Here is a 25,002-nt window from a genome sequence, read left to right as displayed (position 1 = left end):
GCCGCTTTCCTGTGCGACCTCGCCAGCGGACCTGCTTCGGCAGGCAAGGTAACCCGCCTTTAGAACCGGATTGATCATTGATTCACTTCGAGAATGTCGGACTGCGCTATGGAATGGGCCCGGAAATCCTCCGCGACCTGACCTTCGATATTCCGCACCGCTCCTTCCAATTCCTGACCGGGCCGTCCGGCGCCGGCAAGACGACGTTGCTGCGCCTGCTCTTCCTCTCCCTGCAGCCGACGCGCGGCATCATCCGCACCTTCGACCGCGAGATCTCGACCATCCCGCGCGACGAGCTGCCGATGCTGCGCCGGCGCATCGGCATCGTCTTCCAGGATTTCCGCCTGCTCGATCACCTGACGACCTATGAGAACGTCGCCCTGCCGCTGCGCGTGCGCGGCAAGGAGGAAGCGAGCTATCGCGCCGACGTGCTCGAACTTCTGAAATGGGTCGGGCTCGGGGAACGAATCAACGTGTTGCCGCCGGTGCTGTCGGGCGGGGAGAAGCAGCGTGCGGCCATTGCCCGCGCCCTCATCGACCGGCCGGAACTGCTGCTCGCCGACGAGCCGACCGGCAATGTCGACCCGCCGATGGCACGCCGGCTGCTCAGCCTCTTCCTCGAACTGAACCGGCTCGGCACCGCCGTGGTGATCGCCACGCACGATCTGTCGCTGATGGACCAGGTGGAGGCGCGGCGCATGATCCTCTCGCAAGGGCGGCTCGACATCTATGACTGACGCGCCCCGCGAGACCGCCCAGGAGGCCCAGCCCGCCCGCCGGCCGGAAATGAAGGTGCGCCCGACGGCGCCCATCGTGCCGCCGGCGAATGTTTCCGGCAATGCGCTGATGCTCGTCATCGCCATCATGGCCTTCCTCGCCTGCCTCACCTTCGGCGCGGTCAGCATGGTGCGGGCGACGGCGGCGAGCTGGCAGAGCCAGATCTCCCGCGAGATCACCATCCAGATCAAGCCGGACGACGATCTCGACATGGAGAAGGCGCTCACGGACGCGCGCGACCTTGCCCTCACCTTCTCCGGCACGCGCGACGGCACGATCGTCGACAAGACGGCGACGGCACGGCTGCTCGAACCCTGGCTCGGCGAGGGGCTGAACATCGACGAACTGCCGGTGCCGCGCCTCGTCATCGTCACCATCGACGAGCAGAGCCCGCCGGATTTCACGGCGATGCGGGCCGCGCTGGCGGAGAAGATCCCGACGGCCTTCCTCGACGACCACCGCACCTGGGTCGACCGTCTCGTCGCCATGGCGCGCACGACGGCCTTCATCGGCACGGGCGTGCTGGTGCTCGTCTTCTCCGCCATGGTGCTGACCGTCATCTTCGCGACGCGCGGCGCGCTTTCCGGCAACCGGCATATCGTCGAGGTGCTGCATTTCGTCGGCGCCGAGGCGAGCTTCGTCGCTTCCGAATTCCAGAAGCATTTCCTGAAGATCAGCCTGAAGGGCTCGCTTGCCGGCGGGCTGCTGGCGGCGCTGTTCTTCGCCGTCGCCGGCTTCTGGCAGGGGCGCTCCATCGCGACGCCGCAGAGCGACCAGGCGACGGCGCTGTTCGGCACCTTTTCCATGGGGACCACGGGCTATCTCGGCATTGCCGGTACGATCGTCGTGATCGCGCTGCTGACGACGCTGACGGCCCGTTTCACCGTGATGCGGACCATCCACGAAATCGACCAGATCCGCTCCGACCCTTCACGCACCGACCAGTTGCCCGACCCATGACGCGGACCGGACGGGTGCTCGCCGTAAAACGGACTATCGGTTGCCGCAATCCCGTTCTATGGACGGAATCATGAACGCGCTTGAACGGGCAAAACCGGGTCTGCCGCACGGCGCCCGGTCTGACGGGGCGGGACGGCGACGCAAGGGCCCCGTCCGTCTCGCCGTGCGCGTGGTTCTCGCGCTCCTCCTGCTCGCTGCCGTGGCGGGCACGGGCGGCTTCCTCTATTTCGCCGAAACCGTCGCCGCGCTCGAAACGCCGAACGACCCGAAGGCCGATGCCATCGTGGTGCTGACCGGCGGCTACCAGCGCATCGACCGGGCGATCGACCTTCTCAAGCAGGGCGCCGGCGAGCGGCTGCTGATCTCGGGCGTCAACCCCGCGACGAGCGGCAACCAGATCCGTAAGCTCACGCAGAGCTCATCTACGCTGTTCGAATGCTGCGTCGACATGGGTTACGAGGCGGTCGACACGATCGGCAATGCCAACGAGACGGCGCGCTGGATCAGCGACCACCAGTTCCGCCGCGTGCTCGTCGTCACCAACAACTACCACATGCCGCGCAGCCTGCTGGAGCTGAAGGTCATCGATCCCAGGACCGAGTTCATCGCCTATCCCGTCGTCAATTCGGACCTGAAGAACGGCAACTGGCTGCGCCAGCCGGGCGTGATGAAGGCGATGCTGTCGGAATATCTCAAGTATAGCCTTGCGCATATCCGCGCCTTTGCCGGCGCGCGCAGCTGGTCCGGACTGCGCGGCGACATGGCGGGCCTTTCCGGCGGCTGATCGCTATGGCGGAAGCCTCCTTTCAGGCCCTTGTTTTTCCGCATCCCGTCAGTGCAAAACCGTGCACACTTTTGCGCGACACGCTTTTGAATATCGTGTAGGGCGAAGAAACGCGTCCCGCTGACAGGCTGCCTGATGATCGCTTTCCGTTCCGTGCTCTTCAATACCCTCTTCTACCTGAACCTCATCGTGCAGATGATCGTCATGACGCCGGCCTATTTCCTGCTGCCGCGCAAGAAGGCCTACGGCATCGCCAAGAACTGGGTGAGGAGCAATCACTGGCTCTTCGAGACGATCGTCGGCACGACCTTCGAGATCGAAGGGCTGGAGAACATCCCGAAGGGCGGCTACATCTTCGCGCCGAAGCACCAGTCCTTCTGGGATGCCTATGCATTGCTGCCCTGGCTGGACGATCCCTTCTATATCCTCAAGCGTGAGCTCACCTGGATCCCGCTCTTCGGCTGGTATCTGAAGAAGCAACGCATGGTGCCGGTCGATCGCAGCGCGCGCGGCAAGGTCATGGCCGCCGTCATGCAGCGTACCAAGGCGGAGATGAATTCCGGCCGCCAGCTCATCATCTATCCGGAAGGCACGCGCCGCCCGCCGGGCGCGACGCCGGAATACAAGTACGGCATCGCCCGCCTCTATCGCGATCTCCAGGTGCCGGTCGTGCCGGTCGTCATGCATCCGGGCCTGTTCTGGCCGCGGCGCAAGTTCATCCGCTATCCAGGGCACTTCAAGGTGCGCATCCTGCCGGCGATCGAGCCGGGCATGGATCCGGACGCCTTCCTCGCCCATCTCGTCGAGGTGATGGAGACGGCGAGCGACCGGCTGCTGGTGGAAACCGCGGCGGCGAACCCGAACCTGCCTTTGCCGCCGACGGCCGAGCGGCGTCTGGCGGAGCTGAAGGCACACGCCGCCTGATCAGGCGGAGCTTCGTGCGTGGAGGTTTTCCGCGGTGCGACCGACATCCTCCAGCCAATGGTCGCGGATGCCCATTTCGCGCAGATGCACCAGCGTGTTACGCACATAGTCGATATTGTGGCCCGACTTGCCGACGGCGGAACTGACGGTCGCGGCCGCCTCCTCGACGGAGAGCGCGCCGGCGAACTGGTGGTGGGCGCGGTCGCAGATATAGGCGAGCGTCGAGACGCGGCGGCCGTCGCCGAGCGTCGCGGCAAGCGTGCGCTCCTTGTAGACATGGGTCACCAGTTCCCGCTCGCGCAGGTAATCGACCACCGCTTCCCGGCTTGCGGGTGCGATGCGGAAGGCGACGCCGCGGCAGGAGCCGCCGCGATCGAGGCCCAGCACGAGGCCGGGTCTCACCTCCGTGCCGCGATGGACCCAGGAGCGCACGCAGAGCGAACGGCGGAAGCCGAAGAGATGGGCCGGCTGCTGCTCCTCGAATTCGAAGCCCGGATTCCACATCAGCGAACCGTAGCCAAAAACCCAGAATTCGTTCATATCCACCGTCACCTGGACCATCTCTCAAAAAGCCGCCGCAATTGCCGGCTTTGACGCGCTTGCGGGCAAATCATGTCCGCCACCATTGGAGAACAACATGGCATCGTCAAGCCGCGCCGGCACGTCCGGCGTCACGCGCAAACTCGTCCGGCTCGCCGTTGCCGTCGTTCTCGTCGCCGCGCTCTATACGGGCGGATGGTTCTATGCCGCAAGCTGGCTGAAGGACACGCTGGACCGGCAGCTCTCCGCCTCCGCGCAGGGCATGCATTCGGCCTCGTGCAGCAATCTTTCCGTTCGCGGCTTCCCGTTCCGCATCGGCCTATTCTGCGATGCGGTCGGCATCGATGACCGCCCGACGGGCCTGTCGGCGAGCTTCGGGGCGCTCCGCTCGGCCGCGCAGGTCTATCGCCCGGGCCATGCGGTCGCCGAACTCGACGGGCCGGCGCAGGTGCGCGTGACGCCCGATCTCGTCTTCGATGCCGACTGGGATCTTCTGCGGGCAAGCGGCACCGCCTGGACGAACGGGCTCGACCGTGCCTCGGTCGCCTACGACGGGCTGAAGGGCCGGCTCAACGTGCCCTCCGAGGCCGTTTCGCTCGGCGTGACCGCTGCCCACGGTGAAAAGCATATCCGCCAGTCCGGCGGGGCGCTCGATGTCGCCGCCTCCTTCGATGCGCTCTCGCTCGATCTTGGCGACCGGGTGCTGCCACCGCTTGACGTCACGGCCGACATGACGATCGCCGATGCCGCGACATGGATCTCCGCCGAAGGCCCGCCGGCCGGCGCGCCGCTCGGCGCAAACATGGAGCTGCGCCGCCTGTCGCTCGACCTCGGCGACGGCAAGGTGGCGACCCTTTCCGGCCCGCTCAAGGTGGGTGACGACGGTTACCTCTCGGGCACGCTCGATCTCGACATTGCCGGCATCACGGTCTGGCGCGACCGGATCTCCGAGGCGTTTCCGGAGATCGCGGAGACGGCGGCGCAGGTCGCGCAGGTGGTCGAAGGCCTGTCGAAGGGTGGCGACCGGGCGGTGGTGAAGCTCAATGTGCAGGACGGGACGGTCTATCTCGGCCTCTTCCCGATCGCGTTCATCCCACCGATCTGATCTCAGCTCTTCTTGTCGGCGACCGGCCGGCCGAAATTCGGCGCGGACGTATCCTGGCCCGCATCGATGATCGAGCGGCGGATGGCGCGAGTGCGGGTGAAAAGGTCGAAGAGCTTCTCGCCATCGCCCCAGCGGATGGCGCGCTGCAGATAAGCGAGGTCCTCGGAAAAGCGCGCCAGCATTTCGAGGATCGCGTCCTTGTTGTGCAGGCAGACGTCCCGCCACATGGTCGGGTCCGAGGCGGCGAGGCGGGTGAAATCGCGGAAGCCCGAGGCGGAATACTTGATGACTTCCGATTCCGTCACCGTCTCCAGATCGTCCGCCGTGCCGACGATGTTGTAGGCGATGATATGCGGCAGGTGCGAGACGATGGCGAGCACCTTGTCGTGGTGCTCCGTGTCCATCTCGTCGACCTTGGAGCCGAGCGCCTCCCAGAAGGCGGCGAGCCTGCGCTTGGCCTCCTTGTCCGTGCCGTGCACGGGGGTGAGGATGCACCAGCGGTTCTGGAACAGTTCGGCGAAGCCGGCGTCCGGGCCGGAATGCTCGGTGCCCGCCAGCGGGTGGCCGGGGATGAAATGCACGGTCTTCGGCATGTGCGGCAGCATCTGCGCGACGACCGAGGTCTTGGTGGAGCCGACGTCGGTGACGATGGCACCGGGCTTCAGGTGCGGGGCGATGTCCTCCGCCACCTTGCCGGAGGCGCCGACGGGCACCGAGACGATGACGAGGTCGGCGCCTTCCACGGCCGTGCCGGCGTCATGGACGTAGTCGGTGCCAAGCTCGAGTTCGCGGGCGCGGTCGAGCGTCTCCTGGCTGCGGCTCGAAATGGTGACGGTCCTGGCTAGGCCCTTCGCCTTGACGGCGCGGGCGATGGAGGAGCCGATGAGGCCGATGCCGATCAGCGCGATCTTGTCGAAATGTCCGTCCGTCATGCCCTTCGCCCTTCGTTTCCGCTTGGGCCCGCTCTAGCGGGCGGGCCGGCATTTGTCGAGGGGATCAGCGCGGCGCGCGCTCGCGCGTCGTCGGCACGCCCTGCGGGGCGAGCACCGGCACGAAGACGCGCCGCGAGGCGCGGGCGGCGACGGGCAGGCCCTGATAGAGCCGCTTCTGCGCCTCCACGATGATGACGCCGGAGAACATCGGCCAGAGCATGCGCCCCAGCCGCTCGAAGGCACCGCGCAGTTTCTGCACGCTGCGCAGCTTGGAGGGCGGGAAGAACAGCGCTTCGGCCGAGGCGCCGGGCGTGAAGTTGGTCTCGCGCAACAGCGCGGTCAGCTGGCCGCGCGAATAGGGCCGGCCGGAGCCGAAGGGCGTATGCTCCATGCGTGCCCAGACGCCGCGCCGGTTCGGCACGACGATGACGAGCCGCCCGCCCGGGGCCAGCACGCGCCAGAGCTCCTTCATCGTCTCGCGCGGGTTTTCCGCAAATTCCAGCGAATGCACCATCAGCACGCGATCGACCGAGGCATCCGGCAGCGGCAGTTCCTCGTCGAAGACGAGGGCCGTGGAGGAGAGCTCGCCCGGCGGCCAGTTCACCGCGCCCTGGCCAGCCGGCATGAAGGCGAAGGTGCGCTCCGTATCGGCGCGGAACCGTTCCAGGTAGGGCACGGCATAACCGAGCCCGACCAGCCGTTCGTCCGGCAGGCGCGCCCAGAGCGAGGCGAGCGCCATGGCGATCGAATGGTCGGCGAGGCGCCCGAGCGGCGAGTGGTAGAATTCACGAAGGTCGACGATATCGGCATGCATGACCTGAATGTGCGCGACGGGCTGGTGGACTTCAAGGCCGATTGCCTTACATTCCCGCCGACCGCCCGCAATGCGATGAGGAATGCGCCATGACCCCGCTGGAAATAGACCTCTTTCCCTGCCGCAGCGACAATTTCGGCGTGCTGCTGCACGATCCGGCGACGGGGGCGACCGCGAGCGTCGATGCGCCGGAGGAAAAGCCGATCCTCGATGCGCTCGCCCGCCGCGGCTGGACGCTCAGCCATATCTTCACGACGCATCACCACAACGACCATGTCGAGGCCAATCTGGCGCTGAAGGACCGTTTCGGCGCGACGATCATCGGGCCGGCGCGCGAGACGATCCCGGGCATCGACCGCAAGGTGGATGGCGGCGACAGCTTCGACTTTGCCGGCAGGCGCGTCGAGGTCATCCTGACGCCGGGCCATACGGCGGGGCATGTCTGCTTCCATCTGCCCGTGGAAAAGCTGCTCTTTGCGGCCGATACGCTGTTTGCGCTCGGCTGCGGCCGGCTCTTCGAGGGCACGCCGGCGCAGATGTGGCAATCGCTTGAAAAGCTCGCCGCGCTGCCGGAGGAGACGACCGTCTATTTCGGCCATGAATACACGCTCTCCAATGCACGCTTCGCCATAACCGTCGATCCGGGCAATGCCGCCCTCGCAAGCCGCGTGGCGGAGATCGAGTCGCTTCGGGCGGCGGGCGCTTTCACCGCACCGACGACCATCGGCCTCGAAAAGGCGACCAACCCCTTCCTGCGGGCCGCCGATCCTTCGATCCGCCGCCATCTCGGCATGGAAACGGCGAGCGATGCCGAGGTCTTTGCGGAAATCCGCGCACGCAAGGACCGGTTCTGATGACGCCGCAGGATATCATCGCGCGGCTCGGCATGGAGCGGCATCCGGAAGGCGGCTGGTATGTGCAGACCTTTCGCGATGCCGCGGGCGGCGCGCGCGGACATTCGACGGCGATCTATTACCTCCTGGAGCGGGACGAGCGCTCGCACTGGCACCGGGTGAAGGATGCGGTCGAGGTCTGGCACCATTATGCCGGCGGGCCGCTGGCGCTATCTTTGAGTGACGGCGCGGCGCCGGCGGAAACGCAGGTGCTGGGGCCGGACCTTGCGGCGGGCGAACGGCCGCAGGTCATCGTGCCGGCGAACTGGTGGCAAGCGGCCGAACCGCTCGGCGACTGGACGCTGGTCGGCTGCACGGTCTCGCCGGGCTTTCTCTTCTCCTCCTTCGAGATGGCGCCACCCGGCTGGGAACCGGGCGCCTGATCAGGCCGGGCTTGCCGCCGCCTTGCGGAAGATCATGTCCTTGGCGGCGAGGATTGCCCCGCCTGTGACCAGCAGGCAGGCAAGGCCGATGCGCCAGGACGGTTCGGCAAAGCCGGAAAGGATCAGCACGAGCGTCGAGAGCAGCGGTGCGGCATAGCTTGCGGCCCCGAGGATCTGGATGTCACCGTTCTTGATGCCGAAATCCCAGGCATAGAAGGCCGCGCCGACGGGCAGGAGGCCAAGGCCGGCGACGGCGAGCCATTCGAAGCCCGTTTGCGGCCAGACCGTGGTTTCCAGCATCAGGTGGCAGGCAAGCGAGAGGAGGGCGGTGGCGAGGCAGAAGCCTGTCACCACATCCGTCGAGACCGCCTCGAAACGGCGGGTGAGCAGTGAATAGCCCGCCCAGGTGAAGGCGCAGAGGAAGGCCGCGCCATAGCCGACAAGGTACGCCTCATCGAAGGCAAAGCCGTTGCGGCCGACGATGAGCACCGTGCCGCCGAGGCCGAGGCACGCGCCGACGACATGGTTCCATTTCAGCCGCTCGCCCGGCAGCAGCGCCGAGCCGACGACGATGAGGAGCGGCCAGAGATAGGCGATCAGGCCGGCTTCCACGGCGGGCGCGTTGCGCAGCGCGGTGAAGTAGAGGAAGTGGTAGCCGAAGAGGCCGAGAATGCCGGTGATCCAGACCTTGGCCGGTTGCCGCAGCAGCCTGGTGCGCTCGGGTCGGGCGAGGAGCACGAAGATGCCGGGCAGGCTGCCGATCAGGAAGCAGACGGCGGAGAGCTGGAAGGGCGGCATCTTGCCGGAGGCCGCGGTGAAGAGCGCGAGCAGCGACCACATCAGGATCGCCGAAAAGCCAATCAGGGTCGCACGCGTCTTCAAGGCCGATCACTCCCGCCGGTCCGCCGACGGGCCGGGCGCGTCAGCCGCCGAAGCGCGTGGCCGAGACGGTGACAGGGCCGAGCTTGGTCGGAATCTGTACATAGACCGGAGCATATACCTTCGCGCCCTCGGCCTTGGCAAACCAGATTTCCATCGTCTTCAGCTTGCGCAGGTATTCCACGTCGTCGCGGCCCTTGCGATAGCCGGATTTCGGCACGAAGCGGATGCCGCAGACGACGACCTCGCCTTCGAAGCCCTTGGTGGAATAGGGCTTGGTGCCCTTGGAGCTCAGTTTCAGGTCGAGGCGGCTCTCACCGTCGAAGATCGGCAGCGTCTTCGGGCAGACGCGGCTTCCCTCCGGGATGATGAGGCCGGAAATCGGGTCGAGCACGGCGCGCATGTCGGCGGTGGAGACGGGCACCCAGTTCTTCGGCTTGCGCCGCGGCGGCGTCATGCTGGCGGTGATGACATTGCCGTTGTGGAAGGTGACGTCGATGGCGCGGCTGCGCTTGCCGCTCTTGTAGTTCACCGAATAGTTCGTGGCGTGCAACCGGCCACGGCTGACGGTGCCGGAGACCGAGGTCGTGCCCTTGGTGCTCGAGAAGATATCGGCAAGGCCGGCCGATTGCAGGCTGCCGGAAATCGTGTAGCGATTGCCGTTGAAGGCCGAGCGGAAGGTGGCGGTTGCCACCGGCAGGCCGGACAGGCGGATGCTGTAATCCGTGCGGTGCTCGATTTCCGCCGACGAAAGCGGCGTTACGCCACCCATAAGGGCAAGCGACATGACAGCGCCAGCAACCCAAACCCGCCCGTTCATCTTCACGACTCCCATTGAGACGCTCCGCCTAGTCTGCCATTGCGGCGATTCTACGCCGCGGCAAAAGTCCGATCCACTTGCTCTTGCCTGCAAATCATGGCCTTTGGCAACTGAATTCAGGGTGAACGGCAGGTTTGGCTTGACGTCGGCGTCGCGTGTGACTATAGAACCGCGACTTTCCAAAAAGGCCAGACGGACTGCGGCCGGTTTCGGTGCCGGAAACGTATTGTCCTGAACAAAGAAAAATAGGTGTATCATGTCCCGTAGTTGCGAATTGACCGGCAAGGGCGTCCAGTCGGGCAACAATGTGAGCCACGCAAACAACAAGACGAAGCGCAAGTTCCTGCCGAACCTGTGCAATGTCACGCTGATTTCCGACGCCCTCGGCCAGCGTTTCCGTCTTCGCGTTTCCGCTGCTGCCCTCCGCTCGGTCGAGCACCGCGGTGGCCTCGACGCCTTCCTGCTGAAGGCCGAAGAGAACGAACTGTCGATGCGCGCTCGCCTGCTGCGCCGCCAGATCGCCAAGAAGACCGCTGCAGCCGCCTGATCCAAGGCGTCACGTCAGACCGTTTTCATTGAGGCTTGACCGGTCGCCGGGCAGGCCTCAATGCTTTGCGCTAAAACGCAATTCCTGGCGGAAGGCTGCTTTGCACCTTTCCCGGAATCGCCTCATCCCTCCAACTGGTGGCATCACCCAGGATAAAAAAATGCTCGCGAACCGCATTACCCTTCTCTATGTCCTCCTGATGACGGCCGTGGTCGTCGCCTCAAACGTGCTGGTGCAGTATCCGCTTTCGGGCGTGCTGCTGGGCATCAACCTCGGCGACCTGCTGACCTATGGTGCCTTCACCTATCCGGTCGCCTTTCTCATCACCGACCTCACCAACCGCCAGTTCGGCCCGCGCGTCGCGCGCCGCGTCGTCGCGGCCGGTTTCGTCGTGGCGGTGGCCTTCTCCTTCGCCGTCGCCTCGCCGCGCATCGCGATCGCATCCGGTTCGGCGTTCCTGTTCGGCCAGCTGCTCGACATCTCGGTCTTCAACACGCTCCGCCGGCAGGCCTGGTGGCGCGCGCCGCTGATCGCGTCGCTGATCGGCTCGCTGCTGGATACGATCCTGTTCTTCTCCTTCGCCTTCGCGCCGGCCTTTTCCATCTTCGGCCCGAACGATGCCTTCGCGATCGAATGGGCGCCGATCCTGGGCGTTCTTGCCGCGGAAGCGCCGCGCTGGATCTCCTGGGCGCTCGGCGACTTTTCGGTAAAGGTTCTGGTCGGCTTCGTCATGCTGCTGCCCTATGGCGCGCTGATGAGCAAGCTGAAGCCGATGCCGGGCGTCGAAAAGCTGGCCTGAGAAGAAAAGCACAGCCGACGGGCGGTTTAGGTTGACGACACGCCGCGCGCCACCCATCGCCGCCCCGGAACGTGAATGCTCGGCTCAAGGCCGGGCCTATGACGGAGGGGTGGCGGTGGCGTTATTTTCCCGATAGCAGGCGGAATTCGAGCATCAGATTGCGCTGGAGGATGGAGTGGTTGTCGTCGGAGACGACGATCAGACGGATATCGTCCTCACCCATCACCACGACGTCCAGCCCTTCCATATTGTCGATCTGATGGCTGAGGTCGACATCGATCAGCACGTCGCCGTCGACCACCGCACCGGGGCGGATCTTCCCGCCGTCGATGCGGCGGATGCGCATGCCGATGCCATCGGAGAGCCGGAAGCGGCGCTCCAGCAGCAGGAGGTCGCCATTCGGCAGGAAGGCGCCGTCGGTGATGTCCCAGGGATCGTTGCGCGTGACAGCGAAGGTGCCGGCGCGCGGGCCGCCGAGCACGGCGGCAAAGACGTTGCCGTCGGGATCGAGGCTGCGTTCCGTGACGGTGACCGGCACGGCGCCGAGCGGCCCCGCCTCCGGTGACATCGCCAGCGTCTCCATGCCGCGGTTGCTGCGCAGCTCGCGCCGGGGGAAGGGCAGGGCGAGGCGGCGGGCGGGCCTTGCGTCCATGAAGCCGGGGTCGGGATAGGCGTCGATGCGGTGGACGTTCTCGAAGCTTACCAGAACCTCGCCCTTGCCGAGGGCAAGGCCCTCCGCATCCATCTGGTACTTGACGTTTTCGTCCTGGCCTTCCTCGTTGAGCATCGAGCGTATCTTGAGATCGGCAAGGCCGCTCAGGCGGCCTTCGGCGTCCCTCTCGATGCGGCCGGTCAGCCAGTGGCCGGTATCGAGCACGGCGACGAAATCCTGCCGGTCGGCGCGGAAATGGATCGCCGAGACGGCGCCGAGCAGGGGATTGCTGGACGAATAGCTGATGCCGCCGAGGAATTCGAGCTTGCCGAAGGTGCGCTGGTCGGAGCCGAAGGTGAAGTGCGTGATGGCGCGGCTGGTGACGGGAAGCGCGACGACCTCCGCCGTTGCAGGCCCTGGCAACGGCAGCGAAAGCGCGATGGCGGCGGCGAGAAGAGGGAGGCCTCGCATAAGGCTCCCTATGCGCCGGCGTGGTACCGGCTCAGCCGGCACGGCGTCGGCCGGCGGGGCGTCGGCTGGTGGCCTCGTCGGCGAAGAGCGAGGCGAGCTGTTCCGTCATTGCGCCGGCCAGTTCGTCGGCATCGACGATGGTGACGGCGCGACGGTAGTAGCGGGTGACGTCATGGCCGATGCCGATGGCGAGAAGCTCGACCGGCGATTTCGTCTCGATCTGCTCGATGACGGCGCGCAGGTGCCGTTCCAGATAGTTGCCGGGGTTCACCGAAAGCGTCGAATCATCGACCGGCGCACCGTCCGAGATCATCATCAGGATACGGCGCTGCTCGGGGCGGGCCAGCAGGCGATTGTGCGCCCAGATCAGCGCCTCGCCGTCGATGTTTTCCTTGAGCAGGCCCTCGCGCATCATCAGGCCGAGATTGCGCCTCGCGCGCCGCCACGGGGCGTCCGCGCCCTTGTAGACGATGTGGCGGAGGTCGTTGAGGCGGCCGGGGGATTGCGGCTTGCCGCTGCCGAGCCATTTCTCGCGCGACTGGCCGCCCTTCCATGCCTTGGTGGTGAAGCCGAGGATCTCGACCTTCACGCCGCAGCGCTCCAGCGTACGCGCGAGAATATCGGCGCAGGTGGCGGCGACGGTGATCGGCCGGCCGCGCATCGAGCCGGAATTGTCGATGAGGAGCGTCACGACCGTATCGCGGAAGGTCGTGTCCTTCTCGCGCTTGAAGGAAAGCGGCTGCATCGGGTCGATGATGATGCGCTGCAGGCGGGCGCTGTCGAGATAGCCCTCTTCGAGGTCGAATTCCCAGGCGCGGTTCTGCTGTGCCATCAGGCGGCGCTGCAGACGGTTCGCCAGGCGGCCGACGGCGCCTTGCAGATGGGCGAGCTGCTTGTCGAGGAACGCGCGCAGGCGGTCGAGCTCCGCCTCGTCGCACAGCTCTTCCGCCGTGATCATCTCGTCGAATTCCTCGGTGAAGACCGTGTAGTCGACCTTCTCGTTGAAATCGCTGAAGGGATGGTTCGGGCGGCGGACCTCGCCGGGTGTCTCGCTGTCGTCGCCGTCGTCGTCGACGAGATCGTCGTCGGAGATCTCCGCGCCGTCCATCTCGCCTTCGTCCATCTGGTCGTCGGACGTCTCGTTCTCGTCGGCGGGCGCCGCGTCGTCGCCGGCGTCCTCCTGGCTTTCGTTGTCTTCCTGCTCGTCGCTGCGCGGCTGGTCCTCGTCCTCGGGCGTCTCCGAATCATCCGGCTCGGTTTCGTCCTCGCCATACTGTTCGGCGACGTTCATCGAGGCGAGCATATTGCGCACGACGCGGGAGAAGGCCTGCTGGTCGTTGATGGCGGCGGTGAGGCCGTCCATGTCGCGGCCGGCCTTGTCGGTGATGAAGTCGCGCCAGAGGTCCAGCACCTTGCCGGCGGAGGCCGGCGGGGCCTGGCCCGTCAGCTTCTCGCGCACGATGAGCGCGACGGCCTCTTCGAGCGGCGCATCGGCCTGGCGGCTGATCGCGCCGAAATTCGCCTTGGCGTATTTCTCCGTCAGCATGGTGGTAAGGTTCTGCGCCATGCCCGGCATGCGGTTGGAGCCGATGGCCTCGACACGCGCCTGCTCGACCGCGTCGAAGATCGCGCGGGCGTCGGCCCCCTGCGGCGACATGGTCGCGTGGATGCGCGCATCGTGGCAGGCCTTGCGCAGCGCCATCGAATCGCCGAGGCCGCGGGTGATCGCGACTTCGGCGGGCGAGGGGCGCTTCGTCAGTTCCGGCAGGCGGATGCGCTCGCCGGTCATGCCGGGGCGCTCGTTGGCGAAGGAAACCTCCACCTCCGCATCGCCGGCGACGGCGCGCACGCAGCCCGTCACCGCGCGGCGGAACGGCTCCATGTCGACCACGCCGCCGGGCCTCGGCTTCGAATTGTCTCCGCGAGCTGCCATGCGCTTTTCCCGGGCCTCAGGCCGTCGCCTCCAGCACGATGTTGGCGGCGCTTTCCTTCAGCTCGACGCCGAAGGCGCGCTGGTAGAGTTCGGCGACCAGCGTGCGTTCCAGCTCGTCGCACTTGTTGAGGAAGGTGACGCGGAAGGCGAAGGCGAGATCGCCGAAGATCTCGGCGTTTTCGCCCCAGGTGATGACGGTGCGCGGGCTCATCACGGTGGAGAGGTCGCCGTTGATGAAGGCGGCGCGGGTGAGGTCGGCGACGCGGACCATGCGCGAGATCGTGTCGCGGCCGTCCTTGCCGGCGGCAAGGCGCTTCACCTTGGCGGCGACGATGCTGACCTCGTTGTCGTGCGGCAGATAGTTCAGCGTGGTGACGATCGACCAGCGGTCCATCTGCGCCTGGTTGATCTGCTGCGTGCCGTGGTAGAGGCCCGTCGTATCGCCGAGGCCGACCGTGTTGGCGGTGGCGAACAGGCGGAAGGCGGGGTGCGGGCGGATGACGCGGCTCTGGTCGAGCAGGGTCAGGCGGCCGGAGGATTCCAGCACGCGCTGGATGACGAACATGACGTCCGGGCGGCCGGCGTCGTATTCGTCGAAGACGAGCGCGACATTGTGCTGGTAGGCCCAGGGCAGGATGCCGTCCTTGAATTCGGTGACCTGCAATCCGTCCTTCACGACGATGGCGTCCTTGCCGACAAGGTCGATACGGCTGACATGGCTATCGAGGTTGACACGCACGCAGGGCCAGTTGAGGCGGGCGGCGACCTGCTCGATATGGGTCGACTTGCCCGTGCCGTGATAGCCGGAGACCATGACGCGGCGGTTATGCGCGAAGCCCGCGAGGATGGCGAGGGTGGTTTCCCGGTCGAACAGGTAGTCCGGGTCGAGGTCCGGCACATAGGCGTCCGCCTTGGAATAGGCCGGAACCTTGAGGTCCGTATCAATGCCGAAAACCTCCCGGACGGATACCGTGGTATCGGGGAGGTTGGAAATATCGAGATCCATCTTGCTCATCACGTCTCCGCGGGCGGCGGGCTTGCCTCCACCCCAATATCCTAGTGCACGCCGACTGCGCCCTTTGCCTGATGGCATCGTGCGAAACCGGGCGATTCCGTCCGGCCGCAAAATGCTCTAGCAGAAGCCGGCCTGCTTTAACAATTGATATGCTTGGATGACCGCGCGAAAACGCTCTTCCGAGCCTCTATCTCCGCCATTTGCATCGGGGTGATGCTTTTTGACAAGGGCTTTGTAGGCGGTCTTGATGTCCTGGGCCGTTGCGGTGGCGGCAAGGCCGAGCGTGTCGTAGGCTTTCGCCTCCAGCGTTTTCAGCTTCCTGGCACGCGGCTCCATCTGCGGCCGGCGGCCTTTCCCCTCGGCGAAGAAGCCGAAGGGATCGCGGATGCGCTGATTTGCCCCGGCGGAACCCGAACGCGCCGTGCCCTGCGCCGGACCGTTCTTCGCCGCCTTGTTGACGCCGATCGTCCAGGTCGGGCGGTGACCGGTGATCGCCTCCTTCTGGTAGCGGGCGATCTCGCCGTCGGAGAGGCCGGAGAAGTAGTTGTAGCCCTTGTTGTATTCCTTGACGTGCTCGAAGCAGAACATGAAATACTGGCCTTCGGCATTGCGGCCGACGGGTGCGCGATGCACGGCATTTTCTTCGCAGCCATCCCACTGACAGATCGGCGCGGAGCGTTCGGGACGCTCCACGCGCCGCTTCGTGCGGATGCGGTCGAAGTATTTGGAATCGAGTTTCATGGCCCCATTATGGGGTTCCGGAAGGCCTGCAACAAGAATTGACAAAGCGGATTGTTGCTGGCTTTGTGGAACCATTTTGTGCATCGCGGCGCACGGTTTCCGCCGCCGAAGGTCTGCCATGTCCATGAAGTCCAGCATCGCCGAAAAGCTGACCGCCGCCTTCACGCCGGAGCGGCTCGACGTCATCAACGAGAGCCACCTGCATGCCGGCCACCAGCCGGATTTCAACGGCGAGGGGGAGACGCATATGCGCGTGCGCATCGTCGCCTCCGCCTTTGCCGGCATGAGCCGCGTGGCGCGCCACCGGGCGATCAACGACCTGGTGAAGGCGGAGTTCGATGCGGGGCTGCATGCGCTGGCCGTCGAGGCGGCCGCGCCCGGGGAAGCAACCCGCTGGTGATGAGCGCATTCCCGCTTTTCTTCGAATAGCGAAAACGCTCTCATTTTTGTTTTTGCGCAATTCCGGACGCAAAACCGCTGCACACTTTTGCTGGAATTGCTTTAGGTTCGCGGCGCTTCCGGCTCGACGGGGCGGACGCGCAGCTTGGTGATGCGGTTCTTCACCCGCTTCATCACGATGAAGCGCTTGCCGTAGAAGGTGAAGGCCTGGCGCTCTTCCGGGATCGATTTCGATTCATGGATGACGAGGCCGGCAATGGTCGTCGCCTCCTCGTCGGGCAGGTTCCAGTCGAAGGCGCGGTTGAGGTCGCGGATCGTCACGCCACCGTCGACGACCAGCGAGCCGTCTGCCTCCTGCCGCACGCCCTGCATGTCGACATCCTTCTCGTCGGAGATGTCGCCGACGATCTCCTTAAGGATGTCCTGCAGCGTGACGAGGCCCTGCACCTCGCCATATTCGTCGACCACGGTCGCGAAATGCTCCTTGCGGCGGAGGAACGCGGCGAGCTGCTCCTTGAGCGTCGTGGTGTCGGGCACGAACCAGGGCTTTTGCGCCACCCTGGTAATGTCGAGGTTCTTCGGTTCGACGCCGGGTTCCGCCAGCGCGCGCAAAAGGTCCTTGGCGTGCACGACGCCGACGATGTTGTCGACCGAGCCGGCCCAGAGCGGCATGCGCGTATAGGGGCTTTCGAGCACGGCCTTGACGATCTCCTCCGGCGGGTCGCCGGCATTGAGCGCCCGCATGGTCGTGCGGTGGATCATGATGTCGGAGACTTCCAGCGCATCGAGATCGAGCATGCCGGGGGATTTCTCCCGGTCGGATTTCGCCACCGCGCCGTCGCGGGGGGATTGGCCGCCCCGGCGATCGCCCTCCGCCTCGCGTGTTTCCTGATGCGCGCGCCAGAGCGCGGCGATCGGTTTGCGCCGGCGGAAGAGAACCACGGTGAGAATGATCAGGCCGAGCAGAAGAACGGCCAGCAGCCAGAAAAGGGGAGCGAGCGCGGCGGGCGTGTCGCTGTTCATTTCGGCAGCTTTTCCTTGAGGAAAGCGATGACCTCGGATTGCGGCACGTCATCGGCGACGAAGGACTGGCCGACGCCGCGCGTCAGGATGAAGGTGAGCCTGCCGCCCTTGACCTTCTTGTCCTGGGCGATGGCGTCCATCAGCACCTCCGCCGGCGGCAGGTCGCCGGGGATCTGGCCCATGGCGGTCGGCAGGCCGACCTCGGCGAGATGCGCCTCGACGCGCTTGCCGTCGTCGGGGCTGGCAAGGTTCATGCGGGCGGAAAACTGGTGGGCGAGCACCATGCCGATCGAGACGCCCTCGCCATGCACGAGGCGGGCGCTGTCATACCGTGTCGCCGCCTCCAGCGCATGGCCGAAGGTATGGCCGAGATTGAGCAGGGCGCGCTGGCCGTTCTCCCGCTCGTCGGCGGCGACGACGTCGGCTTTCGCCTGGCAGCTCGTGGCGATCGCCTCGATGCGGGCCTCGCCGCCGGCAAAGACGGCGCGCCAGTTCTTTTCCAGCCAGGCGAAGAAGTCCGGCTTGTCGATCAGGCCGTATTTGGCGACTTCGGCATAGCCGGCGCGGAATTCGCGCGGGGAAAGCGTGTCGAGCACGTCCGTATCGGCGAGAACCAGGTCCGGCTGGTGGAAGACGCCGATGAGGTTCTTGCCGTGCGGCGAGTTGATGCCGGTCTTGCCGCCGACGGAGGAATCGACCTGCGCCAGCAGCGAGGTCGGCACCTGGATGAAGCGTGAGCCGCGGCGCGCGATGCCGGCGGCAAAGCCGGTGAGGTCGCCGATGACCCCGCCGCCGAGCGCCACGACCGCGTCGTTGCGCTCGATGCGGGCGGCGAGCACGCTGTCGCAAACGCTGATCAGGTGTTCGAAGCTCTTCGTCTTCTCGCCGGCCGGCAGCACGAGCGAGACGGCCTCGATGCCCTCCGCCTTCAGCGCGGCCATGAAATCGTCGAGATAGAGGGGGGCGACATGCGCGTCGGTGATGACGGCGATCTTGCGGCCCTTGAGGCGGCCCGCGATCTCGCGGCCGGCGGCGGATATGAGGCCCGGGCCGATCAGGATGTCATAGGAACGGTCGCCGAGGTCAACCCGTACGGTGCGGCGGGCGGTGGCAGGTGCAGTCATCGTCATCTCGTCAGGCTTTCTTGGCGGCGGCGGTGATCGCGGTGAGCACCTCCTCCACCATGGTTTCCTTCTTCACGTCACGCGACAGGACCGTGAGATCGGCCTGCGCATAGATCGGATAGCGGGCGTTCATGAGGTTTTCGAGCGTCTGGCGCGGGTTCTCCGTCTTCAGTAGCGGGCGGGTGTCGCGTTTGTTGACGCGCTCCCACAGGACGTCGAGGTCGGCCTTCAGCCAGACCGACAGTCCGCCGCGCTTGATGTGCTTGCGGGTGTTCTCATTGATATAGGCGCCGCCACCGGTCGATACGACCCGCGGGCCGGAGCGCAGCAGGCGCTTGATGACGCGGGTCTCGAGCGCGCGGAACTCCGCTTCGCCATAGGCCGCGAACAGGTCGGTGATCGACATGCGCGAGACGCGCTCGATCTCGTGGTCGCTGTCGATGAAGGGAATGCCGAGCGCCTGCGCGGTCATGCGGCCGATCGCCGATTTGCCGGCGCCCATCAGGCCGATCAGCACGAGGTTGCGCTTGCCGAGCGCGGCGCGGGCCGCCTCGGCAAGCGTGGGGGCAAGCGTGAGAGGGGCCTGGTCGGTCAGCTCGGTCATGCGTGTTTTCCGGGGTTTCGTCCCTTTCCGTATCGACAAAAGCGCTGGAAGCGTCAAGCCATGCGTCGCACGGGAGCCGCAAAGGCCGTGCGGATGGGTGGCAACTGTGTTCAAGCGAAGTTGGTTTTGTCGCGCTGCATTGCATTGAGGATCGTGATGAGCTTTCTTGCGACGGCGATGATGCCGGCCTTTGCGGAGTCTGTTCTGGCTGAGACGGCCTGATGGAAGGCGCGCAGGCGCGCTGAGGCCTTGATTGCGCCGAGGGCCGCCATGTAGAGGGCCTTTCGCACGCGTGGCCTGCCGCCCTTGATGCGGCGGCGGCCGTTTCTCCTGCCGGAATCGTCATTGAAGGGAGCAAGGCCGGCAAGGCTTGCGGCTGTTTTGGGCGAAAGGCTGCCGAGTTCGGGCATATGGGCCAGCAGGGTCAAGGCTGTCACCTTGCCCACGCCGGGCGCGGAGGTAAGGCGATGGGCGTGTTCGGTGAGGGCCTGGCTCTTCATGTGGTGGTCGATCGCAGCCTGGATCGAGGCGATCCTCTCGCCGAGGATGGCGATCATGGCCTCGATGTCGGCGCGGATGGCGGGATCGAAGGCATCGCAAAGATGCCGGCGCTCGGTTGCACGGGCATCGACGAGCTGATCCCGGCGGCGGGCAAGGGCCGCCAGCCGCTCGCGGACCGGGCAAGGCGGCGCCTCGGCCGTCAGGCCGAACATGGTTCCCATCTCGCAAAGCGAGCGGGCATCGATGCGGTCGGTCTTGGCCAGCCGTCCCCGCGCTTCGGCAAAGCGCCGGGCCGTCTTCGGGTTGACGCGGGCAAAGGCGATGCCGGCCTGTGAAAGACACAGGCGCAGCATCCGGTCGCAATGACCTGTCGCCTCGAAGACGACCAGGTCGGTGGCCGGGTCGAGGCGACAGGCAAAAGCGGACAGCGCGGTCTGCTCGTTGGGGATGCGGCAGAACCTGGCCGTTTTCGGATCGAAGATGTCGATCATGTCCTTGCCGATGTCGCAGCCGATGAAGGTATGGTGTATCGTCATGGCGCCTGCTCCTGTGTGCGGGGTCTGTGGCGACAGCCCCGTGCAACTGTTCAGGTTGATGGGCGAAGCGGGAAGGGACCAAGCCATGCCGCGGCCTGCCGTCAAAAACGGCGGCCTGGATCCTCTCGGCCTCCTTCCCGCAACCATCTTACATCAGACCAAACACACAGGATCCTCGGGGCAAGCCCGAGGATGACGGAAGAAGGGAGGGCGCCCCGCGAGAAAGACCGTTTCCCCTGCCGCACCGGCCAATGGCCGGTAACCTCTCCTCGCCCACGGGTCATCCTCGGGCTCGACCCGAGAATCCACGCCCTTGCGCTCGGCGGTGGGCGAGGCGATATAGGGACCATCGTCCCGGAGAGCGCCATGCCGACCCTGTTCCGATTCCTGTTCTTCTGCGCCGTGATCGCCGGTTCGATCTACGGCACGATGGTGGCGCTGGTGACCTTCGTGGAGCCGACGGAGCGCGAGGTGACGATCCGCATTCCTTCCGAGCGGGTAAACCCGCAACAATGAGGGATCCATCCGCCCTTCAGGTCGAATCCTTTCTCGAGATGATGAGCGCCGAGCGCGGCGCGGCGACGAACACGCTGCAATCCTACGAGCGGGACCTGGAGGATGCGCGTTCCTTCCTCAACGAGCGGAGCGTGCGGCTGGTGGAGGCGACGGCAGACGACCTGCGCGCCTATCTCGCCCATCTCGCCCGGCAGGGCTTTGCCGCCTCCTCGCAGGCCCGCCGGCTTTCGGCGCTGCGGCAGTTCTTCAAGTTCCTCTATGGCGAGGGGCTGCGTGGCGACGACCCGACCGGCATTCTCGATGCTCCCCGCAAGGGCCGGCCGCTGCCGAAGACGCTGAGCGTCGAGGATGTCGGCCGCCTGATCGCCCGGGCGGAGGCGGAGGCGGCGGAACCGGGCGACACGCTTCTCCAGCGCCGCCGCATGCATCTTCTGGTGGAACTTCTTTATGCCACGGGCTTGCGCGTCAGCGAACTCGTCTCGCTGCCGGCGAGCGTGCTGGCGCAGACGGGGCGCTTCCTCGTCGTGAAGGGCAAGGGCAACAAGGAGCGGCTGGTGCCGCTGTCGCGCGCCGCCGTCGCGGCGCTCGAAACCTATGGCGAGGCGCTGGCGGCCGATATCGGCGCCGATCCGGCGGCGGGCGCCTTCCTGTTCCCGGCGAAAAGCAAGGAGGGCCATCTGCCGCGCCAGGTGTTCGCCCGCGACCTGAAGGCGCTGGCGGGGCGGGCGGGGATCCGGGCCTCGACGCTCTCGCCGCATGTTCTGCGCCATGCTTTCGCCAGCCACCTCCTGCAGAACGGCGCGGACCTGCGCGCGGTGCAGGAACTGCTCGGCCACTCGGACATTTCGACGACACAAATCTATACGCATGTGCTGGAAGAACGGCTCCACCAGCTCGTTCAGACCCATCACCCCCTTGCCAAACAGGCAAAAAAACCGGATTAGGACCCCTCTTCATGCCACTGGTCCCGGCCGACGGCATCCTGACGCGGTTTGAGCAAACGATCGGAAACGCATCTCATGCACAACTACCTCGATTTCGAAAAGCCCATCTCGGATCTCGAAGGCAAGATCCACGAACTCCGCAAGCTCGCCGAGGAAGATGAGAGCATCGACACGACGGATGAGGTCGGCCGGCTGGAAGTGCGCGCCCGCGAGGCGATGGCCGATATCTACGCCAAGCTGACGCCCTGGCAGAAGACGCAGGTTGCGCGCCATCCGCAACGCCCGCATTTCCTCGACTTCGCCGCCCAGCTTTTCGACGAGTTCACCCCGCTTGCCGGTGACCGCAAGTTCGCCGAGGACGAGGCGATCCAGGCCGGTCTCGGCCGCTTCAACGGCGAGGCCGTCGCCATCATCGGCCAGGAGAAGGGCAACGACACCAAGTCGCGCCTCAAGCACAATTTCGGCAGCGCGCGGCCGGAAGGCTACCGCAAGGCGATCCGCGTCATGGAAATGGCCGACCGCTTCGGCCTGCCGATCATCACGCTGATCGACACGGCCGGCGCCTATCCCGGCATCGGGGCGGAAGAGCGCGGCCAGGCGGAAGCCATCGCCCGATCGACCGAGATGTGCCTCAATGTCCGCGTGCCGATCGTTTCCGTGGTGCTCGGCGAGGGCGGCTCGGGCGGGGCCATCGCGATCGCCACCGGCGACCGCGTCTTCATGCTCGAACATGCGATCTACAGCGTGATCTCGCCGGAAGGCGCCGCCTCCATCCTCTGGCGCGATTCCACCCGCGCCAAGGAAGCGGCCAGCAACATGAAGATCACGGCCGAGGACTTGAAGGCCCTGGGCATCATCGATGGCATCATCCAGGAGCCTGTCGGCGGCGCGCATCGCGATCCGCAGGCCGTCATCGCGCGCACCGGCGATGTCATCGCGGATGCGCTGAAGGAGCTTTCCGCCAAGCCCGGCGACCAGTTGCGCAAGGATCGCCGTCAGCGCTACCTCAATATCGGCCGCCAGCTCTGAGGGGATTCTTGCCGGTCGGTGGCTCCCGGGCCGCCCTTTGCCCCATCTCGGCCATAATCCTTGTGTCTGAAACGATGCGGCGTGCCGGCAGCCTCGCGAAAGAATTCCCGGTTAACACTTTATGAAGTATAAGCCGGTTACCACTGCGCGTCCGCCCGCCGGCGCGACGGCTTGCGATCTGACGATTGTTGACGGACTTCTGGAATGCGCCTGACTGTTCTTGCCGCCGTATCGCTCCTTGCCGTGGCCGCCGCCGGCTGCACCAACGAGACGCTCGACTCTTTCGACAAGGTCGACGTCGACATCAGCAAGGTTTCCAAGAAGACCGACTACCAGCTTTCCTCGGCGGTGCTCGGCAAGCTTTCCTCGATGAACATCGACCGGTCCTCGCCGATGATGTTGCGCATCTTCAAGGAAGAGGGCCGGCTGGAACTGTGGAAGGCCGACCGCTCCAACCGCTACCAGCTGGTGCGCAACTACAAGATCTGCGCCTGGTCGGGAAAGCTCGGCCCGAAGATGAAGGAAGGCGACCGCCAGGCGCCGGAAGGGTTCTACCCGCTGTCCAGGGCGCACATGAACCCGAATTCGAGCTACTTCCTGGCTATCAATACTGGCTTTCCGAATGCCTATGACCGCGCCAACAAGGCGAGCGGCAGCCATCTGATGATCCATGGCGCCTGTTCGTCGTCCGGCTGTTATTCGATGACCGACGAGCAGATGGTGGAAATCTTCGCCTTCGCGCGCGATGCCTTCAACGGCGGCCAGTCGACAATCCAGCTCCAGGCCTTTCCCTTCCGCATGACCGCGGAAAACATGGCCCGTCACCGCGACAATCCGAATATCGAATTCTGGAAGATGCTGAAGGTCGGATACGACCATTTCGAGCTGACCAAGCGTCCGCCGGAGGTCAATGTCTGCGAGAAGAAATATGTCTTCAACCAGCAGGCCGACAAACCCTTCTCGCCGGCGGGTGCCTGCCCGGCGATGACGACGCCGGCCGCCCTCGAGGTGGCGCTCGGCAGCTACAACAAGACCTATGCCGCAGCCTATGCCAAGGCCATGCAGAAATATGACGGCACGGTCTGGATCGAACCCTCGGAAGCCCAGCGCAAGGCGATCGTCGCCGACCAGCGCAAGGGCCGTGAGCTCGCCTATGCGCCGACCGGCAATTCGCTGGACGCCGGCAAGCTGATGACGGCCCGCGAGATCGCCGAGCAGAAGCGCAAGGCGGAAGAGGCCGAAAGGCGCAAGGTCGAGGCGGCCGAACGCGCGGTGCGCGAGGCCGAAGAGGCAAAGCTTGCGGCCGAGCAGGCGAAGATCAAGGAAGCGGAAGCCTTCGCTGCCGACGTCGCCGCCGAGAAGGCGCAGAAGCAGGCACGCGGCGCGGGCGCCCTGCCGGTGCCGGAGGACAATCCGGGCGTCGCGGCCGTCGAGAAGAAGGAAGAGAAGCCCTTCTGGAAATTTTGGAACAACAAGACCGCGCCGCGCAAGGCCGAACCCGCCGCCGACGTGACGCAGCAGAGTCAGCAGGACGCCGGCGGGCAGGCGGCGCAGACGACGCAGAGCACCGCCGTCACGACCACCGGCCAGCGTGTCGAAAAGCCGGCCGCGGGCGCTGATGCCCTGCCGGTGCCGGAGGACAATTCGAGCGTCCAGGTCGTCGAGAAGACGGCCGAAAGGCCGTTCTGGAAGTTCTGGCAGAAATGATCGCGACGGCGGCCCGCGACGACGCCGAGGTCTACGACCTGCGCGGCCTGAAATGCCCGCTGCCGGTGATGAAGACGCGCAAGCGCCTTTCGACGATGGATGCCGGCAGCACGCTCTGGGTGGAAACCACCGACCCGCTCGCCGTCATCGACATACCCCACTTCTGCCACGAGAACGGCCACGCGCTCGAAGCGAGCGAGCGCGTCGAGGCGGGGCATCGTTTCCTGATCCGCAAGAAGGCGTGAGCCCGCGGGAACGCGTTTCTGGTCGCTTGATCTGATCGTAAACGACGGTGCCGTTCGCCTGTGCGCCACAGCCCTTCGGGATTTCCGCAGCCTCAATGCGTCTCGGCGACTTCCGTCGATCCGCCGCGGCCGAGCAGGTCGTCGATGCGCTTGCGCTCGACCTCGAACTGGGCGAGGGCCTTGCCCTCCAGCGACTTGCCGCCGGGCAGGCGGATCTTCAGCGCATCCACCTTGTTGCCGTTGACGATCATCTCGTAATGCAGGTGCGGCCCGGTCGAAAGCCCGGTTGAGCCGACATAGCCGATGACTTGGCCCTGGCGGACCTTGACGCCGGGCTTGATGCCCTTGGCGATGGCGTTCTGGTGGTTGTAGGACGAGACATAGCCATTGGCATGGCGGATCAGC

The 25,002-nt window shown here is 65.7% G+C and carries 28 protein-coding genes and 1 pseudogene (1 of these 29 cut by a window edge); 15 read left to right on the top strand and 14 right to left on the bottom strand.

All coding sequences use genetic code 11. From position 1 onward, the window contains the following. Positions 1-77: 77 nt before the first annotated feature. The 4 genes from ftsE (at position 78) to AABQ55_RS00665 (ending at position 3,445) form a co-directional block, all read left to right on the top strand. Positions 78-737 carry a cell division ATP-binding protein FtsE gene (gene ftsE / locus AABQ55_RS00680; protein WP_244769392.1) on the top strand — a complete coding sequence of 220 codons (660 nt, stop codon included), beginning with the start codon at positions 78-80 and terminating at the stop codon, positions 735-737. Beyond that, a complete protein-coding gene (locus AABQ55_RS00675) occupies positions 730-1,737 on the top strand; it encodes a cell division protein FtsX (RefSeq protein WP_272806872.1) in 1,008 nt (335 codons plus the stop codon). Before ftsE ends, AABQ55_RS00675 begins: the two co-directional genes overlap by 8 nt. 70 nt (positions 1,738-1,807) lie before the next feature. After that, complete coding sequence (locus tag AABQ55_RS00670; protein WP_272806871.1) at positions 1,808-2,521, top strand: YdcF family protein; 714 nt, start codon at positions 1,808-1,810, stop codon at positions 2,519-2,521. 135 nt (positions 2,522-2,656) lie between these two features. Continuing rightward, positions 2,657-3,445, top strand: coding sequence for a lysophospholipid acyltransferase family protein (locus tag AABQ55_RS00665; protein ID WP_244769395.1), 789 nt, complete (start codon positions 2,657-2,659; stop codon positions 3,443-3,445). Here the strand turns inward: AABQ55_RS00665 and AABQ55_RS00660 are convergent, their stop codons facing one another. Beyond that, a complete protein-coding gene (locus AABQ55_RS00660) occupies positions 3,446-3,997 on the bottom strand; it encodes a gamma-glutamylcyclotransferase (protein ID WP_272806870.1) in 552 nt (183 codons plus the stop codon). It abuts the gene before it with no gap. 85 nt (positions 3,998-4,082) lie between these two features. Here AABQ55_RS00660 and AABQ55_RS00655 point away from each other — a divergent pair, with 85 nt between their 5' ends. Continuing rightward, positions 4,083-5,090 carry a DUF2125 domain-containing protein gene (locus AABQ55_RS00655; protein WP_244769397.1) on the top strand — a complete coding sequence of 336 codons (1,008 nt, stop codon included), beginning with the start codon at positions 4,083-4,085 and terminating at the stop codon, positions 5,088-5,090. 2 nt (positions 5,091-5,092) lie between these two features. Here the strand turns inward: AABQ55_RS00655 and AABQ55_RS00650 are convergent, their stop codons facing one another. Then, on the bottom strand, positions 5,093-6,022 hold the full coding sequence (locus AABQ55_RS00650) for a prephenate/arogenate dehydrogenase family protein (RefSeq protein ID WP_244769398.1): 930 nt from the start codon (positions 6,020-6,022) through the stop codon (positions 5,093-5,095). A gap of 64 nt (positions 6,023-6,086) precedes the next feature. Beyond that, positions 6,087-6,836, bottom strand: coding sequence for a class I SAM-dependent methyltransferase (locus AABQ55_RS00645; protein ID WP_244769399.1), 750 nt, complete (start codon positions 6,834-6,836; stop codon positions 6,087-6,089). Positions 6,837-6,925: 89 nt separating this feature from the next. Between AABQ55_RS00645 and gloB the strand changes: the two genes are divergently transcribed. Then, complete coding sequence (gloB, locus tag AABQ55_RS00640) at positions 6,926-7,690, top strand: hydroxyacylglutathione hydrolase (RefSeq protein ID WP_272806869.1); 765 nt, start codon at positions 6,926-6,928, stop codon at positions 7,688-7,690. Then, positions 7,690-8,112: a cupin domain-containing protein gene (locus AABQ55_RS00635; RefSeq protein ID WP_272806868.1), complete on the top strand. Its 423-nt coding sequence runs from the start codon at positions 7,690-7,692 to the stop codon at positions 8,110-8,112. Before gloB ends, AABQ55_RS00635 begins: the two co-directional genes overlap by 1 nt. Here AABQ55_RS00635 and yddG read toward each other — a convergent pair whose 3' ends face one another. Together yddG and AABQ55_RS00625 are read right to left on the bottom strand one after the other, a co-directional pair. Beyond that, complete coding sequence (yddG, locus tag AABQ55_RS00630; RefSeq protein ID WP_272806867.1) at positions 8,113-8,994, bottom strand: aromatic amino acid exporter YddG; 882 nt, start codon at positions 8,992-8,994, stop codon at positions 8,113-8,115. A 40-nt stretch (positions 8,995-9,034) separates the two neighbouring features. After that, on the bottom strand, positions 9,035-9,826 hold the full coding sequence (locus AABQ55_RS00625) for a DUF3108 domain-containing protein (protein ID WP_443021134.1): 792 nt from the start codon (positions 9,824-9,826) through the stop codon (positions 9,035-9,037). Between the two features lie 241 nt (positions 9,827-10,067). Between AABQ55_RS00625 and rpmB the strand changes: the two genes are divergently transcribed. Both rpmB and AABQ55_RS00615 read left to right on the top strand, forming a co-directional pair. After that, positions 10,068-10,358 (top strand): 50S ribosomal protein L28, encoded by a 291-nt coding sequence (rpmB, locus tag AABQ55_RS00620; RefSeq protein WP_064331573.1) that lies wholly within the window; start codon positions 10,068-10,070, stop codon positions 10,356-10,358. A gap of 160 nt (positions 10,359-10,518) precedes the next feature. Further along, a complete protein-coding gene (locus tag AABQ55_RS00615; RefSeq protein WP_244769404.1) occupies positions 10,519-11,157 on the top strand; it encodes a VUT family protein in 639 nt (212 codons plus the stop codon). 121 nt (positions 11,158-11,278) lie between these two features. Here AABQ55_RS00615 and AABQ55_RS00610 read toward each other — a convergent pair whose 3' ends face one another. The 4 genes from AABQ55_RS00610 to AABQ55_RS00595 form a co-directional block, all read right to left on the bottom strand. Further along, a complete protein-coding gene (locus AABQ55_RS00610; protein WP_272806865.1) occupies positions 11,279-12,280 on the bottom strand; it encodes an esterase-like activity of phytase family protein in 1,002 nt (333 codons plus the stop codon). A 31-nt stretch (positions 12,281-12,311) separates the two neighbouring features. After that, the gene (gene cobT, locus AABQ55_RS00605; RefSeq protein ID WP_272806864.1) at positions 12,312-14,213 is read right to left on the bottom strand and encodes a cobaltochelatase subunit CobT; all 1,902 of its coding nucleotides are present in this window, start codon (positions 14,211-14,213) and stop codon (positions 12,312-12,314) included. Between the two features lie 16 nt (positions 14,214-14,229). Next, positions 14,230-15,228, bottom strand: coding sequence for a cobaltochelatase subunit CobS (gene cobS / locus AABQ55_RS00600; protein WP_064331569.1), 999 nt, complete (start codon positions 15,226-15,228; stop codon positions 14,230-14,232). 117 nt (positions 15,229-15,345) lie between these two features. Further along, positions 15,346-15,969, bottom strand: coding sequence for a J domain-containing protein (locus AABQ55_RS00595; RefSeq protein ID WP_244769407.1), 624 nt, complete (start codon positions 15,967-15,969; stop codon positions 15,346-15,348). A 118-nt stretch (positions 15,970-16,087) separates the two neighbouring features. Here AABQ55_RS00595 and AABQ55_RS00590 point away from each other — a divergent pair, with 118 nt between their 5' ends. Continuing rightward, on the top strand, positions 16,088-16,369 hold the full coding sequence (locus tag AABQ55_RS00590; protein WP_244769408.1) for a BolA family protein: 282 nt from the start codon (positions 16,088-16,090) through the stop codon (positions 16,367-16,369). 101 nt (positions 16,370-16,470) lie between these two features. On the opposite strand, the pseudogene AABQ55_RS00585 reads toward AABQ55_RS00590, so the two are convergent. The 4 genes and pseudogenes from AABQ55_RS00585 to AABQ55_RS00570 all read right to left on the bottom strand — a co-directional run. Beyond that, a pseudogene (locus AABQ55_RS00585) lies at positions 16,471-17,211 on the bottom strand (transporter associated domain-containing protein); the annotation flags it as partial. A 176-nt stretch (positions 17,212-17,387) separates the two neighbouring features. Beyond that, the gene (gene aroB / locus AABQ55_RS00580; protein ID WP_272806862.1) at positions 17,388-18,515 is read right to left on the bottom strand and encodes a 3-dehydroquinate synthase; all 1,128 of its coding nucleotides are present in this window, start codon (positions 18,513-18,515) and stop codon (positions 17,388-17,390) included. Between the two features lie 10 nt (positions 18,516-18,525). After that, a complete protein-coding gene (locus AABQ55_RS00575; RefSeq protein ID WP_272806861.1) occupies positions 18,526-19,119 on the bottom strand; it encodes a shikimate kinase in 594 nt (197 codons plus the stop codon). Between the two features lie 110 nt (positions 19,120-19,229). Next, positions 19,230-20,156 carry an IS110 family transposase gene (locus tag AABQ55_RS00570; RefSeq protein ID WP_272806860.1) on the bottom strand — a complete coding sequence of 309 codons (927 nt, stop codon included), beginning with the start codon at positions 20,154-20,156 and terminating at the stop codon, positions 19,230-19,232. Positions 20,157-20,522: 366 nt separating this feature from the next. Between AABQ55_RS00570 and AABQ55_RS00565 the strand changes: the two genes are divergently transcribed. The 5 genes from AABQ55_RS00565 (at position 20,523) to AABQ55_RS00545 (ending at position 24,597) form a co-directional block, all read left to right on the top strand. Beyond that, positions 20,523-20,672: a hypothetical protein gene (locus AABQ55_RS00565; protein WP_133034593.1), complete on the top strand. Its 150-nt coding sequence runs from the start codon at positions 20,523-20,525 to the stop codon at positions 20,670-20,672. Further along, positions 20,669-21,616 (top strand): site-specific tyrosine recombinase XerD, encoded by a 948-nt coding sequence (gene xerD, locus AABQ55_RS00560; RefSeq protein ID WP_272806859.1) that lies wholly within the window; start codon positions 20,669-20,671, stop codon positions 21,614-21,616. Before AABQ55_RS00565 ends, xerD begins: the two co-directional genes overlap by 4 nt. A 75-nt stretch (positions 21,617-21,691) precedes the next feature. Next, on the top strand, positions 21,692-22,645 hold the full coding sequence (locus AABQ55_RS00555; protein ID WP_272806858.1) for an acetyl-CoA carboxylase carboxyltransferase subunit alpha: 954 nt from the start codon (positions 21,692-21,694) through the stop codon (positions 22,643-22,645). 204 nt (positions 22,646-22,849) lie between these two features. Continuing rightward, a complete protein-coding gene (locus tag AABQ55_RS00550) occupies positions 22,850-24,352 on the top strand; it encodes a L,D-transpeptidase family protein (protein WP_272806857.1) in 1,503 nt (500 codons plus the stop codon). Continuing rightward, entirely contained in the window at positions 24,349-24,597 is a 249-nt protein-coding gene (locus AABQ55_RS00545) for a sulfurtransferase TusA family protein (protein ID WP_272806856.1), read from the top strand. Before AABQ55_RS00550 ends, AABQ55_RS00545 begins: the two co-directional genes overlap by 4 nt. Before the next feature lie 92 nt (positions 24,598-24,689). On the opposite strand, the gene AABQ55_RS00540 is transcribed toward AABQ55_RS00545, so the two are convergent. Next, a protein-coding gene (locus AABQ55_RS00540; protein WP_272806855.1) for a M23 family metallopeptidase crosses the window boundary here: on the bottom strand, positions 24,690-25,002 show its final stretch. The gene runs 1,643 nt beyond the window's last position; only the last 313 of its 1,956 coding nucleotides appear in the window; its start codon lies off the right edge, out of view; its stop codon occupies positions 24,690-24,692.

Origin of the sequence: Shinella sp. WSD5-1 (genome assembly GCF_963942435.1) — a bacterium.
GTDB classification, from domain to species: domain Bacteria; phylum Pseudomonadota; class Alphaproteobacteria; order Rhizobiales; family Rhizobiaceae; genus Shinella; species Shinella yambaruensis.
The sequence above is the reverse complement of the archived record's forward strand: the minus strand, read 5'-3'. Positions and strand labels throughout refer to the sequence as shown.